Origin of the sequence: Acinetobacter sp. CIP 102529 (assembly GCF_000368325.1) — a bacterium.
GTDB lineage: Bacteria > Pseudomonadota > Gammaproteobacteria > Pseudomonadales > Moraxellaceae > Acinetobacter > Acinetobacter parvus.
In genome coordinates, this window is record NZ_KB849355.1 from 746,343 (window position 1) to 761,562 (window position 15,220).

Sequence of the window (15,220 nt, forward strand, 5' to 3'; positions counted from 1 at the left end):
GGTGAATGGCAACATAATCAAAAAAAAGCGATAAAAATAAAGAAGCATGGACGACTCTCAATGAGTTTATTTCGCTATGGTTTAGACTATGTTCAAATGGCGATTCAGCATTTAATTGGTTTTGGGAAAAAAGAAGAGTTTAAGGAAATTTTGGCAATTTTAAGAAAGCAGAATCCTGATAGGATAAGGGTTCTGTGAAATTTGTCGTGTACAGAGAAAAAACACAATAAAACAAATAGAATTGGTCACAACATATTTCATCTTAAAATTGTAATCTGTTTATTTTATAATCCCTTTAAAGTTTTTGAATCCATTACAATAACTTCAAATACATTAATTTAGGTTTTCCTGTGAACTGGCTACAAATTCATATTACTGTTGATCAACATCAAGTTGAACTTACCGAAACCCTGTTACTCTCTCTGGGAGCGGTCAGCGTAACGCTAGATGACGCAGAAGATCAGGCATTGCTTGAGCCTTTACCAGGAGAAACCCCTCTCTGGAATAAAGTCATTGTAACGGGTATTTATCAACAGGAAGAAGATGATCCAATTGATGTTGATACCCTGGAGGCTTTTCTCAGGGCCCAACTTCCAGGTGTGCCAATGCGCCATGAATATCTGGAAAATCAGGTCTGGGAACGTGCCTGGATGGATTACTACGAACCAATTCAGATTGGTGAGAAATACTGGATTGTGCCTGAATGGCTGGAACCACCTGAAGCGGATGCCACTAACATTAAGCTGGACCCAGGTTTAGCGTTTGGTACAGGCAACCACGCCAGTACCTTTTTATGCTTACAGTGGTTGGGCAAAACCGATGTAAAAGAAAAAGTTGTAATCGACTATGGCTGTGGCTCAGGCATTTTAGGGGTTGCTGCATTGCTAATGGGTGCAAAAAAGGTTTATGCAACCGATATTGATCCTCAGGCGGTGTTAGCCACCAAACAAAACGCTGAACTCAATGGTGTGCTGGAACGTCTTTATGTGGGCTTGCCAGAAGAGTTCGATCAGGAATTTAAACCACAACAGGCGGATGTATTGGTTGCGAATATTTTGGCTGCACCGCTCATGGCACTGGCACCTGAATTCTCAACTTTATTGAAAAATGAGGGTGAGTTCGCACTCGCTGGTGTAATCGAAGAGCAAGTTGCTGATGTTTCTAGTGTTTACTCTGAGTTTTTTGATATATTAGAGATTGAAAAGCGTGAAGAGAACTGGTGCCGCATTTCTGGAAAACGTAAAACAACAATTTGAGAATATTGTTACTCATGAGTGAAAAACAAACCCGCTGCCCTAAGTGTTCAACCGCGTACAAAGTGACCCTTTCACAACTCAGTGTTGCACAGGGTATGGTTTGTTGTCCAAAATGCGTGATTAACTTTAACGCACTGACGAATTTGCTGGAATCACAGACAAGTGAAGTTGTACCAATACCCAGTAACCGCTCACTATTTTCGTCGATTCAGCCAGACAGTTCATTTGCAGAAAAGCAAATGCAGATTTTAAGTATTTTTGACCAGAAAATTGAAAACTCCAATATTGATCTGCTCACCTATCTTAATAACCTAAATTATTTCAATACAGAGCCAGTGAGCGCCTTGCCTAATTTGAATTTGTCTGAAGATGTTTTACTTAATAATCATGATGATCACAGTACCAAACAACATGGGTGGCTTTATTACACACTCTGGGGAATTGGCAATATCGCGCTGATTGTGGTGTTTGCGTTCCAGATTTTATGGTTCAACCCAAAATTGATGCACGATAGCCCTGCCTTAAACAAAATGTTTAACTATGTCTGCGGCATGCTGACCTGCAAAACCCAAAATGACCAATATAAATATCTCAGTTTTGAAAAGGTTAAACTTAAACAAACCAGCAAGAATGAAACCCAGTTCTCAGGGGTGCTGATCAACCGCAACGAGAACAGTATATTGCTCCCTTCCATCAAGGTGGTTCTGAAAGACCAGGGAGAAGTGACAACAGACATTACACTCAAGCCACAGGATTATCTGGTTGACAGTTTAAAAACCATTCAACGCATCCCATCAAATAGCCCTTTTAAGTTTGAATTTAGCATTCCAAAAAGTAAAAATAGCTTCGATGACTATAGTTTAGAAATTGTACAGCCCTAAACGCATAAAAAAATGACAAAAAAATAAAAAAAAGTGCAGTTAATTTGCTCACTTTTTCGCTGACAGTGGTATGATACGCGCCACGAATGCTTTAACCTACATACTCCTCGTTATTTATAGACAATAAAATCGTTAAACAAACTGTGCTTTTATCTGCTAAGCGCACTGTTGGTTTTTTTGTTTTTAAAAATAGGCTGTAACAAATATTTAACCATTGTTCCGCTTATTTTTTACACAAATCGAGGATTTGTGGCAAGCTAATAGTCCCTTTGTTTTAGAGTCACTGTTTTAGGATCTAAAACAGGACTCAGTAATTTAGACCACATTTACCTATCACTTTATCCAAGTGATATTTTGATTTTTCGGATTAACACGCATGAATAGCAAATCTCCTATTTTTACGGCTCAATCTGATGTCGCTCTTCGCATCCACGTAGATCGCGCAGTTCGTCATTATTTTGCACAATTGCAAGGTGAGCAACCATCTCAAGTTTATGACATGGTTTTAGCAGAAATGGAGAAACCTCTTTTATCTGTGGTCTTAGAATACACTCGTGGCAATCAAACGCGCGCTGCTGAGATTTTAGGCCTTAACCGCGGAACTTTACGTAAAAAGTTAAAAGCTCACGGTTTAATGAGTGAATAATTGATAAAATGCTCACGTTCTCGTGGGCATTTTTTTTGCCTTTGTTTTAATCTGTAGACTTCAAACTGTTGACTAGAATCATGACTATCAAACGTGCTTTAATCTCTGTTTCCGACAAAACTGGAATCGTTGAATTTGCTCAAAACCTTGCTGGATTAGGGGTAGAAATCTTATCTACGGGCGGTACTTATAAGTTGCTTAAAGACAACAATATCGCTGTAGTAGAAGTTTCTGAACATACAGGTTTTCCTGAAATGATGGATGGTCGTGTTAAGACACTACATCCAAAAATTCATGGTGGTATCTTGGCGCGTCGCGGTCTAGACGAAGCTGTGATGCAAGAACACAATATCGATGCAATTGATCTTGTCGTAGTAAACCTTTATCCATTTGCAGCTACAGTTGCTAAACCAAACTGCTCTCTTGCAGATGCGATTGAAAATATCGATATCGGCGGTCCAACAATGGTGCGTGCAGCAGCGAAGAACCATGCTTCTGTGGGTATTATTGTAAATGCTTCTGACTATGATTTAGTCGTTGCTGAATTAAAAGATAATGGTGCACTTTCTTACGCGACTCGTTTCGACTTAGCGGTAAAAGCGTTTGAGCACACAGCACAATATGATGGCATGATTGCATCTTATTTAGGAGCACGTGTTGGCAAGGCTGAAGGTGAAGCAGATTTATTCCCTCGCACGTTCAACACCCAACTCAATAAAGCTCAAGATTTGCGTTATGGTGAGAACCCTCATCAAAATGCAGCATTCTATGTTGAAGCAAATGCTAAAGAAGCATCAGTTTCAACTGCCAAACAATTACAAGGCAAAGAATTGTCTTATAACAATATTGCAGATACAGATGCGGCACTTGAGTGTGTTAAATCATTTGCAAAACCTGCTTGTGTCATCGTTAAACATGCAAACCCATGTGGCGTTGCAGTTTCATTAGATGGTATCCATGCGGCTTATGATCTTGCTTATGCAACTGATCCTGAATCTGCGTTTGGTGGCATTATTGCTTTTAACCGTGAATTAGATGTTGCAACTGCACAAGCGATTGTAGACCGTCAATTCGTTGAAGTGATTATTGCACCAAGCATTGCTGACGGTGTACTTGAAGTTACTGGTGCGAAAAAGAATGTACGCGTGTTAGTGTGTGGTGAACTTCCTGCAATCGATGCACGTAACGCTCAACTTGACTATAAACGTGTGAATGGTGGTTTGTTAGTTCAAGATCAAGACTTGGGTATGATCACCAAAGATGACCTTAAGGTTGTGACTAAACGCGCGCCAACCGAACAAGAGATTGATGATTTAATCTTTGCGTGGAAAGTTGCCAAGTACGTGAAATCGAACGCCATTGTGTATGCGAAAGATCGTCAAACTGTGGGTATTGGTGCGGGTCAAATGAGCCGTGTCAATTCAGCACGTATTGCAGCAATTAAAGCAGAACATGCTGGCTTAGTGGTTGAGGGTGCGGTCATGGCATCTGATGCATTCTTCCCATTCCGTGATGGTATTGATAATGCGGCTAAAGCTGGCATTAAATGTATTATCCAGCCAGGTGGTTCAATGCGTGACGAAGAAACTATCGCCGCTGCTGACGAGGCAGGTATTGCAATGGTGTTTACGGGTATGCGTCACTTCCGTCATTAATATATCCCTGAAGTCCCTCTTTCTTGCGACACCTAAATCGCATCCTAGGGGGACTTTTTTATTCTGAACAGGTATATTCTTAAATACTGAAAAAGGGAATAACTTTAAAATGAATATTTTAGTTTTGGGTAGCGGTGGCCGTGAACATGCACTTGCATGGAAAATCGCACAAGATGCAAAAGTAACTCAGGTTTTTGTTGCGCCAGGTAATGCAGGCACAGCAACCGAAGATAAGTGTCAAAACGTTGATATCGATATTTTAAATAATCCTGCCATTATCGAATTTGCAAAGGCAAATGATGTGGCATTGGTGATTGTTGGTCCTGAAGCACCTTTAGTAAATGGCGTGGTTGATGCAGCACGTGAAGCAGGTTTAAAAATCTGGGGACCGACTCAATACGCTGCACAGCTTGAAGGTTCTAAAGCATTCGCTAAACATTTCCTGAAGCGCCATGACATCCCAACCGCATTTTATGACGTCTTTACCGAAGTTGATGCTGCAAAAGCTTATATCGAACAGCATGGCGCACCAATCGTGATCAAAGCGGATGGCTTAGCGGCAGGTAAAGGTGTAATCGTTGCCATGAGCAACGAAGAAGCTTTTGCTGCGATAGACGATATGCTTGCAGGCAACAAGTTTGGTGATGCTGGTTCACGTGTTGTCATTGAACAATTCCTTGATGGTGAAGAAGCTAGCTTCATTTGCATGATTGATGGCAACAACATCTTACCTATGGCAACTTCACAAGACCATAAACGTATTTTTGAAGGTGACCAAGGGCCAAATACTGGTGGTATGGGTGCTTACTCTCCTGCTCCAGTTGTTACACCAGAAGTATTTGAACGTGTAATGAATGAAGTCATGCGCCCTACCGTTGATGGTATGGCAGCTGATGGTCATGTTTACACAGGTTTCTTATATGCTGGCTTAATGATTGATGAACAAGGTCAACCACGCGTTATTGAATTCAACTGTCGTTTCGGTGATCCAGAAACACAACCGATTATGATGCGTTTAAAATCATCTTTAGTAGATTTGGTTGAAGCAGGTATTGCGGGCAATCTTCCAAAAGAAGCTGAGTGGGATGAACGTAAATCCATCGGTATTGTACTTGCAGCTGAAGGATACCCTGATACAGTCCGTAAAGGCGATGTGATTTCTGGTATCGGACAATCTCCTGAAGATACTAAGATCTTCCATGCAGGTACAGCTACCACTGAAGATGGCCATATCATAACGGCTGGAGGTCGCGTTCTTTGTGTAACAGCGTTAGGTGATACAGTACTTGAAGCCCAGATCAATGCTTTAGAAGTGTGTGGTCAAGTGACATTTACGGGTATGCAATACCGTAGCGATATTGGTTACCGTGCCATTGCGCGTGAAAAGGCAGAATAAGCCAATCTAATTGATAAAAAAGCTTTCCTTGGAAAGCTTTTTTATTCTTTAATAGGCAATAAATCAAACTTCTATATTCATTACTTAAATATAAAATTCAGAAAAACATATATTTATTTTCCCGTAAATCACTCAACCCCACATTTAAAAAAATTTATAAAACTATCATCAGTTTATATTTACTTTCAACAAAATTTCCCTCAAATAATCATATGCTTATATATCCAAACACAAATACCGCCCCTGTATCAGTTGGTAAATTATTGCTATGATTGCTAAAATCTTGAATACAGCTCAATTGTTGTTTTAGATTATTCATGATTATTTTCAATCATTTAATAAAATAAAACATCAATATTCTATTGTATTCAGCTCCCAATTTAATTTAAGGAATAATTGGATAGAGATTTTCCAGACACGGGATAGACCAACTGGAATTTGAATATTCATCTATTTCTTGTGTTGTTGCAAACAGTCTTCTGGATTAGAAATTAAAAACAATTCATATGATTGTTGAATGAGGATGCCAATTTGCAACATACAAACCCATTGCAATGATTGATGCTTGAGAAATCATAATGTTCTCGGCATTGTTCCGATTAGGATTTATACATGAAAAAGCTGATTAGCCTTTTTTTAAGTGTATCTGTGCTACTACTTGCAGCATGCAGTAAACAGCCAGATACCGCATCGAGTGAACAAAAAAATGATGCTGCGGGCCTCCAGACTGTTGTTATCGCATCTACAGGTTCAGACGCTGATATTTGGCGCCATATTGCCAGCCTGCCAGAAACCAAGGCTGCAGGTATTAAACTGGAAGTGAAAAACTTCACGGATTATGTGGCAATGAACACCGCGGTTGCCAATAAGGAAGTTGATCTCAACGCATTCCAGTCTTATGCTTATCTGGTTGCTTTCAACGCAGCCAACAAAGACAAGATCGCGCCTGTTTCAACCACTTATTTAGAACCTATGGGGATTTATTCAAACAAGGTGAAGAAAGTTGAAGAGTTTGCCCAGGGTGCAACCATTGCCATTCCAAATGATGGTGCCAATGAATCCCGTGCATTATTACTTTTACAAAGCGCTGGCTTGATCAAGTTAAAACCTGACTTTGACCCAGTGAAAGGTACGCCTGCCGACATCATTGAAAACAGCAAGAAAATTGTAATCAAGCCGATTCAGATGGCAACTGCTGTACGTGTAAAAGACGAGGTTGATGCAATCTTGTTAGGTAACACCCTTGCGATGGAAGGTGGTTTGAACGTTCTTAAAGATGCAATCTATTACGAACCAATTGATCAAAGCACTAAATTGAATGTCAATGTTTTAGCAACGGCTGAATCTCGTAAAGATGATCCAGTATTGCAAAAAGTCGGCGCGCTTTATCATACCGAAGCAGTCAAGCAATATGTACAGGAACACTTTGCGGGCACTAAAGTTGACGTAAATAAGCCAACAAGCTATCTCACAGAAGCAAATCCGTAATATAATCGTCTCAATAAAACAGGCAAAATAATTTTGCCTGTTTTTCTTTTTTGCCTAGTATTGACGAACATGATCCAATTTAAAAATATTTCAAAACGCTATCAGCTAAAAGGTCAAACGATCAACGCGCTGGATCAAATCAATTTAGAGATTCCAGCGGGAAGTATCTTTGGCATTATTGGCTATAGTGGTGCAGGTAAAAGTACCTTAATCCGACTGATTAACTTGCTTGAACGCCCATCCGAAGGGCAGGTCATCATCAATCAAAAAGATTTTACTGCAATGGATGCACGCACTCTTCGTCAAGAACGTGCAAATATTGGCATGATTTTTCAGCACTTCAATTTATTACAAACCAAAACGGTGTCTGAAAACATTGAAATGCCACTTAGGCTACTTGGTCACAGCAAGGCGGAACGAGAGAAACGTTTAGCTGAACTGCTAGATTTTATTGATCTCAAACATAAAAAAGATGCCTACCCTGACGAACTTTCAGGTGGACAAAAACAGCGTGTAGGGATTGCGCGTGCGCTTGCCAATCACCCCAAAATTCTGCTGTGTGACGAAGCAACCTCCGCACTTGATCCGCAAACCACCCAATCTGTATTGGCACTGTTAAAGAAGATCAATCAGGAACAAAACATCACCATTGTGATGGTCACCCATGAAATGGATGTAATTGAATCTGTTTGCGATTATGTTGCGGTCATGGAAGCGGGCAAAGTGATTGAAACTGGTACAACTTTAGATATTTTCAGTCAGCCTCAACACCCCACCACAAAAACTTTTATTCAAACGGTATTACAGCAACAGTTGCCAGTAAATATCTTAAACAACCTTGAACACAGACATCACAATAGTATTTATAGTTTGCAGTTTCTGGGTACATCTGCACAGGAAACGGTAATTCAGGCAGTCATCAAACAGTTTGATATCAGTTTAAATATTCTCTTTGCCAATATGACTGAAATCAATGGTACCGTGATTGGGCAAATGTTTATTCAACTGCTCGGTGATGAAAGTCTTATTCGGCAAGCAATCCAATTTCTGGAGCAGCATGGCGTTAAAGTTGAACAGTCTGGAGTCAGCCAATGAGAGATTTTATTGTACAATGGCTCACTGAAGTCACAGCTCCTTTTTGGAAAAGTGCTTTAACAATCGACCAGTTTGTTACAGCTTTGCAAGAAACATTCCAAATGGTTTTCTTCTCATTACTGTTTGGCTGTATCTGGGGATTGATTCAGGGCATTACGCTGGTGGTTACCCGTACAGGTGGCATTCTACAAAATCGGGCGATTTACTATTTCCTGAATCCTATTGTCAATGCCCTGCGTTCACTCCCATTTATCATTTTATTGATCGCGGTGATTCCACTAACCAAACTACTGGTGGGAACATCCATTGGGACATGGGCTGCAATTGTGCCTTTAACCATCTATGTGGGTCCATACCTAGGCCGTCTAATTGAAACTTCTCTGCTTGAAGTGAATGAAGGAATTATTGAATCAGCTCAGGCAATGGGTGCAACCCCTTGGCAAATCATCTTTAAGTTTATTATCCCTGAAGCGCGCAGCTCACTGATCCTGAACCTAACCACAGGAACGATTACCCTAATTGGTGCCACAGCAATGGCGGGCGCTGTTGGCGCAGGTGGTATCGGTGATTTAGCTATTTCTTATGGTTATCAGCGTTTTGATACCAGTGTGGTTATCCTCACCGTCATCGTACTTCTGCTGCTTGTGCAGTTGGTTCAAATGCTGGGAGATTGGTTGGCAAAATTACGCTAATTGATGAATACTGTTAAAAAATAGCTCTTAAAAACAAGGGCTGTTTTTTTATGTAGAATGAAACGGTTTTCTTAAGGAAAATAAACCTCATTTGCCGCCTTAAACGTATTTACATGCAAAGGCACCAGATCTTCAAGTACCTGATAGCCACCCGCCAACACAAATAGTATGGGAATTTTCATTTTCCTTGCCATATCAAACACCAAACGGTCACGTTCAAACAACAGCTCTGTGGTCAACCACTTCGAGCCATATTTATCATGTTGATGACAATCCATCCCCGCCTGATAAATAATCATATCGGCCTCCCAACGTGAAGCATATTGAAACGCCTCAAAAATGGACTCCCGATATAAATCAAAATTGCCCTGCTTGGGGTGAATATAACGGGTCAGGCTGCGCTCACCTGCCTTACAACCAAAACGAATCCCAAAAATTCCAAAATTGACCAGATTGGTGAGTCTATTAGTAAATATCGCAGTGCCATCTCCACCATGCTGATCACAGTCCAGTACAAAGATTCGTTTTTCAGGATATTGCTTTGCAACCAAAGCCAAACCATTAAAGGTACAATACGCCGCACCAGACTCATAACTGGCATGATGAAAGCCCTGTGCGATATTCGCGGCAATACCCTCTTTAAACGCAATATCAGCACCAACCAACTGCCCTGCCTGTACTGATAAAATTGCATCCCGCAATTGTTCATTCCACGGTTTAAAGCCCTGTATGGTTGCAAATGCAGACTCGCCTGCCAGAAAGGCCTCAACATATTGCGGATTATGGAGTTTCTTTAGGATTTCAACATCAATCAAACCTGGATCAATCAGTTCAACCATTTTATGCTTACACAACACATCCGCCACCGCGGTGAGCTTTTCCATGCTATTGGTATGCGTTCGGGCATAATAGCGCGGAGAGTAACAGGCTTTTAGCATGGATGTCCTACGTAAATTTGATCTTTAGCAATTTCAATAAGTTGGCTCAATTCAGTCGTATCAGGTCGAAATAATCCATTATCCACCTGTTGTTTAAAGTGAGAGTTAAATGCACGGGCACGGTTTTTAGGTGACACTGCCAAAGTGGTTAGACGCAAAAACCAGAAACCATTCATTTCAGAGATGGGAATCACATAGCCTTTATATTGTTTATTTTTATGTTTTTCCAGTTGTTCAATGTCATAGTTTGCAGAAAACAGGCTACCTGCGGGTAAACGCACCCCATTCATCATCAATGGTACCAAACTAATACAGGAATGATTGTCCCCCATATTCAGCTTTTCCATCATAATTGGCTGGTGGTTTTCATCTACAAAAATATTAATTTCACCCTGTCTCAATAAACGATGATGTGCGATCCGTAGAAAGAATTTCTCTGCCATTGGGCAGGACCCCACTTTGGGTTTTTCTTCCAGCGCATGGCATTCAATCATCTCAATCGTCCGTGCATCCTGCGGCAAAATAATATCAGCAAGCAACTGGCAAATCAGAATACTTTCCTCAAGTTCAGCATATTGATGGATATTTCTTAATTTGGCCTGAAAATCCACTTCCTGCCTTAAATTCTGGGCAAATGTCTCTTCTGGATTTAGGCGTTGCAGACACTGCTTCACATCGGCATGAATATCCAGATTACGCCAAGTGGCAAGTTCCAAGCCATAGCAAGAGCTCTGGTTTAAAATATTTCTCAACCCCTTGGTCTCATAATCATCAAAGATTCGCAAATCCTGAAAACCAAGCGCATCACGGGGTTGTGAGACAAACTCAGCAATCAAACGTGTTGCCTGAGTATAACCACAACCACGGCGTTCAGTTTGATGACTAAAGTGCTCATTCAGCATTTCAGTGAGTTTGGCAGACAAGGGCTGCAAATATTTTTTAAAAATCACCACCACTTCGTGATCAACCAAATCAGACATAACTTCCTCTCTTATTGTTATGATTTATTTGTATTTCATCCTGAGAAATTACCCTTTCCTTATGTTGTTAAGTAATCTTTTTAAATTATTTTCACATTTATTCCATATATTTAAAGATGAATATAAATCATTAACTTATAAAACTTTTATACCATATTTATTTAAAATACTACACTTGTCAACTCTAAAGATTTTCTGGTCTTAAAGGTGTCAGAATTTAGCCTAAACCGTCAGTTACATAACACACTATTTTTGCACTCTTTAATATTTCCACTTACACTAGACACAGGTGATGGTCTTTATCATCAACCCAGCATGAAACAAATATTTAGGACTCGGCTATGCATTATAAGATTCATGCAATTGACGTAAAAAATGCCTTAAAAAACTATATTTGGTTATTGGAAGATACCACGACACAAGAAGTTGTTGTGATTGACCCCACTGACGCAGATTTGGTGACTGCATTTTGCGAACAACACCAACTTGAGTTGAAGCAAATCTGGTTAACACATTGGCATCGCGATCATACTGATGGCGTACAAGCTCTATTGGCTGAGCAAAATTTACCAGTTTTCGGTCCACGTGATGAACTCAGTAAAATTTCGTTTATATCGAATCCACTGCAACATAATGACCATTTTCACTTTAATGATTTAAAAGTTGAGATTATTGCCACACCTGGTCATACCCTCGGTCATATTGCTTATTTTATTGAAGAAATTGATACCCTGTTCTGTGGTGATACTCTGTTTGCAATGGGTTGCGGTCGCCTGTTTGAGGGTACAGCTGAGCAGATGTATCATTCACTGAATCGGCTTGCTGCCCTGCCAATCCAAACCAAGGTTTACTGCACCCATGAATATACGCTTGCAAATGCAGAGTTTGCATTAACAATTGAACCTCATAATGTTGCACTACAAGAACGCATAAAAGAAGTAAAAGCATTGAGAGATGCAGAACAAATTACTCTACCAAGTACAATTGAATTAGAGCTTGAAACCAATCCTTTCTTGCGCACAGAAAGTGCCGAAGATTTCGCACGGATCAGAGCGCTTAAAGATCAATTCTAATTTTAAAGTTCTACTTTTTAAAGGCTAAAATTTAGTCTTTAAAAAGTGAAAAATGAAATCATTTTTTACATTTAGAATTAAATGGATTTTTACAGAAAATTATCTTATCGAAGCACGTAAAAAATACTTTTAATAACAAATACAATCAATTAAAAAAAGACAGATAAAATTTTCCTCATAAAAATTACGCTAATTTTACATAATTTATATGCAGAAAAATAAATGTTTGTACTCCCCCTTTAAAAAATTTTCGGCGACCCTTATTAATAAACTCACGTTCACAAGGAGTTCTGGTATGAAAAATAGAGTTGTTAAAGCAAAAAATTTATTGGCCTTTCGTATTTGGCTGGAAAAACTGGGATATTCCGTTAAGAATCTGGCAGATAATCGTGGATTTACCTTTAGCTTTAAAAAAGAATATGGCTTGGTCACAGGTGACCTATCGGGTAATGCTTTAGCAATGCAACTGGGCGAAGAATTCGAAGACCACTTAAAAGCATAATCATGATCTTATCTTTACATAAACAAGGATTTCATATGGACATGAAATCCTATGATATGAAAAACTGACCTGTTTTTTAGTTTTCATCTTATTGCTGATTTCTCGCTTTCTAACCAACTGTCATCAAAATAACGTTGGAACAATTATAATTTCCAAGTATCATAATGTCCTAGTCGAGGGATGCTGCGACAATTGATTGGCGCTAAAGATCAATTTGCCAGGCTCGACGATCGGTTGAACACTCGTTTTAACCAACAACGGCATCCGCGAACAGAATGATCCATACTATTTTTCTAGGAGATCCTGATGAACGCGGTTACTGCTTCATTTACAGATTATAAAGTCGCTGATATTTCCCTTGCTGACTACGGCCGTAAAGAAATCAAACTTGCTGAAGCAGAAATGCCAGCTTTGATTGGTTTACGTAAGCGTTATTCAGCGTCAAAACCACTTGCTGGTGCAAAAATTCTCGGTTGTATCCACATGACCATCCAGACTGCGGTTCTCATTGAAACCCTAGTTGAGTTAGGTGCTGAAGTTCGTTGGACATCATGTAACATCTTTTCTACTCAAGATCATGCTGCTGCTGCTATCGCCGCTGCGGGTATTCCTGTGTTTGCTTGGAAAGGCGAAACTGAAGAAGAATACATGTGGTGTCTTGAACAACAAATCAATGTAAATGGCACACCTTGGGATGCCAACATGATTCTTGATGATGGCGGTGATTTAACACTACTTGTTCACGAAAAATACCCTGAAGTGATTGCAAAAATCCACGGTGTAACTGAAGAAACAACAACAGGTGTTCAACGTCTGTATGAAATGTTACGTGATGGTACTTTAAAAGTTCCTGCAATCAACGTAAATGATTCGGTAACGAAATCTAAAAACGACAACAAATATGGTTGCCGCCATTCTCTAAATGATGCGATCAAACGCGGTACAGATATGTTGTTATCTGGTCGTCGTGCACTTGTAATCGGTTACGGTGACGTAGGTAAAGGTTCTGCACAATCACTTCGTCAAGAAGGTATGATTGTACGTGTAACTGAAGTAGATCCGATCTGTGCAATGCAAGCATGTATGGATGGTTACGAAGTTGTATCTCCATACAAAAATGGCGTTCAAACAGGTAAGAAAGAAGACATCAATCTTGACCTTCTTCAAAACACTGACCTTATCGTAACGACAACGGGTAACTACCACGTTTGTGATTCAGCAATGCTTGATTCATTAAAAGCAGGTGCGGTAGTGTGTAACATCGGTCACTTTGATACTGAAATTGACACAGCTTACCTCCGTGGTTACAAATGGGTTGAAGTCAAACCTCAAGTTCACCAAGTGTATCGTTCAGAAAATGAAAATGATTACTTAATCCTTCTTTCTGAAGGGCGTTTAGTGAATCTTGGTAACGCAACAGGTCACCCATCACGTATTATGGATGGTTCTTTTGCTAATCAGGTATTGGGTCAAATGCACTTGTTCGCTGAAAAATTTGCCGATCTTCCTGAAGATCAAAAAGCTGAGAAAATCCGAGTAGAACTGATTCCCAAGAAATTAGATGAAGAAGTTGCTGCTGCAATGGTGCTTGGTTTTGGTGGTGTATTAACCCAATTGACTCAAGTACAAGCAGATTACCTCGGTGTTCCTGTAGAAGGTCCATTCAAATCTGACGCTTATAAATACTAAGAAAATCAGGGCAGACGTTTACGGGCTGCCCTTTTTTCTAAAATAATGTCTAAGCGATTAAAAAAAGGATTTGAAATGACGAAACGTATTCCTATTTCTTTTGAATTTTTCCCGCCAAAAACTGATGCTGGCGCTGAAAAGTTACATATCGTTCACCAAGAACTACAGCGATTAAACCCAGAGTTTTTCTCAATTACTTATGGTGCTGGTGGTTCTACTCGTGAACGTACTTTAGCAACTATTCATGATTTTAATGGCAAAGGTACGCCCGTAGCCCCTCACCTTTCTTGTATTGGTGATGATAAAGCTCGTATTGCTGAGCTCTTAGATTTATATAAATCACAAGGGATTGACCGCATCGTAGCATTGCGTGGTGACTTACCTTCAGGTCAAGTTGGCTTAGGTGAATTACCATACGCTCAAGATCTTGTTCGGTTTATCCGTGAACATTCAGGCAACCATTTCCATATTGAAGTTGCTGCTTATCCAGAAATGCATCCGCAGGCTGATAGCTTTGATGCTGATATTAAGCGCTTTGTAGAAAAAGTGAATGCAGGTGCGAATGCAGGGATTACTCAATTTTTCTTTAATCCAGATGCTTACTTCTATTTTATAGAAAGATTGGAAAAAGAAGGTATCAATATTCCCGTTGCGCCAGGCATCATGCCAATTACCAATGCAAGTAATTTAATTCGCTTTGCGGATGGAACTGGTGCAGAAATTCCACGTTGGATTCGCAAGCAACTTGCTGCTTATGGTGATGATAGCGAAAGTATTAAAGCATTCGGCCATGAAGTGATTGTGAAGCTTTGTGAACGTTTAATTGCGGGTGGTGCGCCAACACTGCATTTCTATTCAATGAACCAAACCGAACCAACTCGACAACTCGTTGTTGACCTTGGCTTAAACTAATTTGCATGAGCATTCCC

Annotated in this window: 14 protein-coding genes and 1 pseudogene; 13 read left to right on the forward strand and 2 right to left on the reverse strand. The window is 39.9% G+C overall.

Annotated features, from left to right (window positions below; genetic code table 11):
- From F972_RS08815 to F972_RS08855, 9 genes and pseudogenes are all read left to right on the forward strand, one after another.
- Positions 1 to 198: pseudogene (locus tag F972_RS08815) on the forward strand (IS4 family transposase); the annotation flags it as partial.
- Positions 199 to 350: 152 nt separating this feature from the next.
- Positions 351 to 1,256 carry a 50S ribosomal protein L11 methyltransferase gene (gene prmA, locus F972_RS08820; RefSeq protein WP_004757724.1) on the forward strand — a complete coding sequence of 302 codons (906 nt, stop codon included), beginning with the start codon at positions 351 to 353 and terminating at the stop codon, positions 1,254 to 1,256.
- A 14-nt stretch (positions 1,257 to 1,270) separates the two neighbouring features.
- Positions 1,271 to 2,137, forward strand: coding sequence for a DUF3426 domain-containing protein (locus tag F972_RS08825; protein WP_004757723.1), 867 nt, complete (start codon positions 1,271 to 1,273; stop codon positions 2,135 to 2,137).
- Between the two features lie 376 nt (positions 2,138 to 2,513).
- Positions 2,514 to 2,783, forward strand: coding sequence for a DNA-binding transcriptional regulator Fis (gene fis, locus F972_RS08830; RefSeq protein ID WP_001086304.1), 270 nt, complete (start codon positions 2,514 to 2,516; stop codon positions 2,781 to 2,783).
- Positions 2,784 to 2,863: 80 nt separating this feature from the next.
- A complete protein-coding gene (purH, locus tag F972_RS08835; protein WP_004769567.1) occupies positions 2,864 to 4,438 on the forward strand; it encodes a bifunctional phosphoribosylaminoimidazolecarboxamide formyltransferase/IMP cyclohydrolase in 1,575 nt (524 codons plus the stop codon).
- Positions 4,439 to 4,547: 109 nt separating this feature from the next.
- Entirely contained in the window at positions 4,548 to 5,834 is a 1,287-nt protein-coding gene (gene purD / locus F972_RS08840; protein ID WP_004769569.1) for a phosphoribosylamine--glycine ligase, read from the forward strand.
- A gap of 612 nt (positions 5,835 to 6,446) precedes the next feature.
- A complete protein-coding gene (locus tag F972_RS08845) occupies positions 6,447 to 7,322 on the forward strand; it encodes a MetQ/NlpA family ABC transporter substrate-binding protein (protein WP_004682620.1) in 876 nt (291 codons plus the stop codon).
- 69 nt (positions 7,323 to 7,391) lie between these two features.
- Positions 7,392 to 8,417 carry a methionine ABC transporter ATP-binding protein gene (locus tag F972_RS08850; protein ID WP_004682621.1) on the forward strand — a complete coding sequence of 342 codons (1,026 nt, stop codon included), beginning with the start codon at positions 7,392 to 7,394 and terminating at the stop codon, positions 8,415 to 8,417.
- Positions 8,414 to 9,109 (forward strand): methionine ABC transporter permease, encoded by a 696-nt coding sequence (locus F972_RS08855; protein ID WP_004682622.1) that lies wholly within the window; start codon positions 8,414 to 8,416, stop codon positions 9,107 to 9,109. The genes F972_RS08850 and F972_RS08855 overlap by 4 nt, the downstream gene beginning before the upstream one ends.
- A 71-nt stretch (positions 9,110 to 9,180) precedes the next feature.
- Here F972_RS08855 and F972_RS08860 read toward each other — a convergent pair whose 3' ends face one another.
- Both F972_RS08860 and F972_RS08865 read right to left on the reverse strand, forming a co-directional pair.
- On the reverse strand, positions 9,181 to 10,047 hold the full coding sequence (locus tag F972_RS08860) for an arginase family protein (RefSeq protein ID WP_004682624.1): 867 nt from the start codon (positions 10,045 to 10,047) through the stop codon (positions 9,181 to 9,183).
- Complete coding sequence (locus F972_RS08865) at positions 10,041 to 11,027, reverse strand: hypothetical protein (protein WP_004757719.1); 987 nt, start codon at positions 11,025 to 11,027, stop codon at positions 10,041 to 10,043. Before F972_RS08865 ends, F972_RS08860 begins: the two co-directional genes overlap by 7 nt.
- Positions 11,028 to 11,368: 341 nt before the next feature.
- Between F972_RS08865 and gloB the strand changes: the two genes are divergently transcribed.
- From gloB to metF, 4 genes are all read left to right on the forward strand, one after another.
- Entirely contained in the window at positions 11,369 to 12,100 is a 732-nt protein-coding gene (gene gloB, locus F972_RS08870; RefSeq protein ID WP_004757718.1) for a hydroxyacylglutathione hydrolase, read from the forward strand.
- Positions 12,101 to 12,395: 295 nt separating this feature from the next.
- Positions 12,396 to 12,602: a hypothetical protein gene (locus F972_RS08875; RefSeq protein ID WP_004676939.1), complete on the forward strand. Its 207-nt coding sequence runs from the start codon at positions 12,396 to 12,398 to the stop codon at positions 12,600 to 12,602.
- A 306-nt stretch (positions 12,603 to 12,908) separates the two neighbouring features.
- Positions 12,909 to 14,291: an adenosylhomocysteinase gene (gene ahcY, locus F972_RS08880; protein ID WP_004682627.1), complete on the forward strand. Its 1,383-nt coding sequence runs from the start codon at positions 12,909 to 12,911 to the stop codon at positions 14,289 to 14,291.
- 75 nt (positions 14,292 to 14,366) lie between these two features.
- A complete protein-coding gene (gene metF / locus F972_RS08885; RefSeq protein ID WP_004676935.1) occupies positions 14,367 to 15,203 on the forward strand; it encodes a methylenetetrahydrofolate reductase [NAD(P)H] in 837 nt (278 codons plus the stop codon).
- Positions 15,204 to 15,220 lie beyond the last annotated feature (17 nt).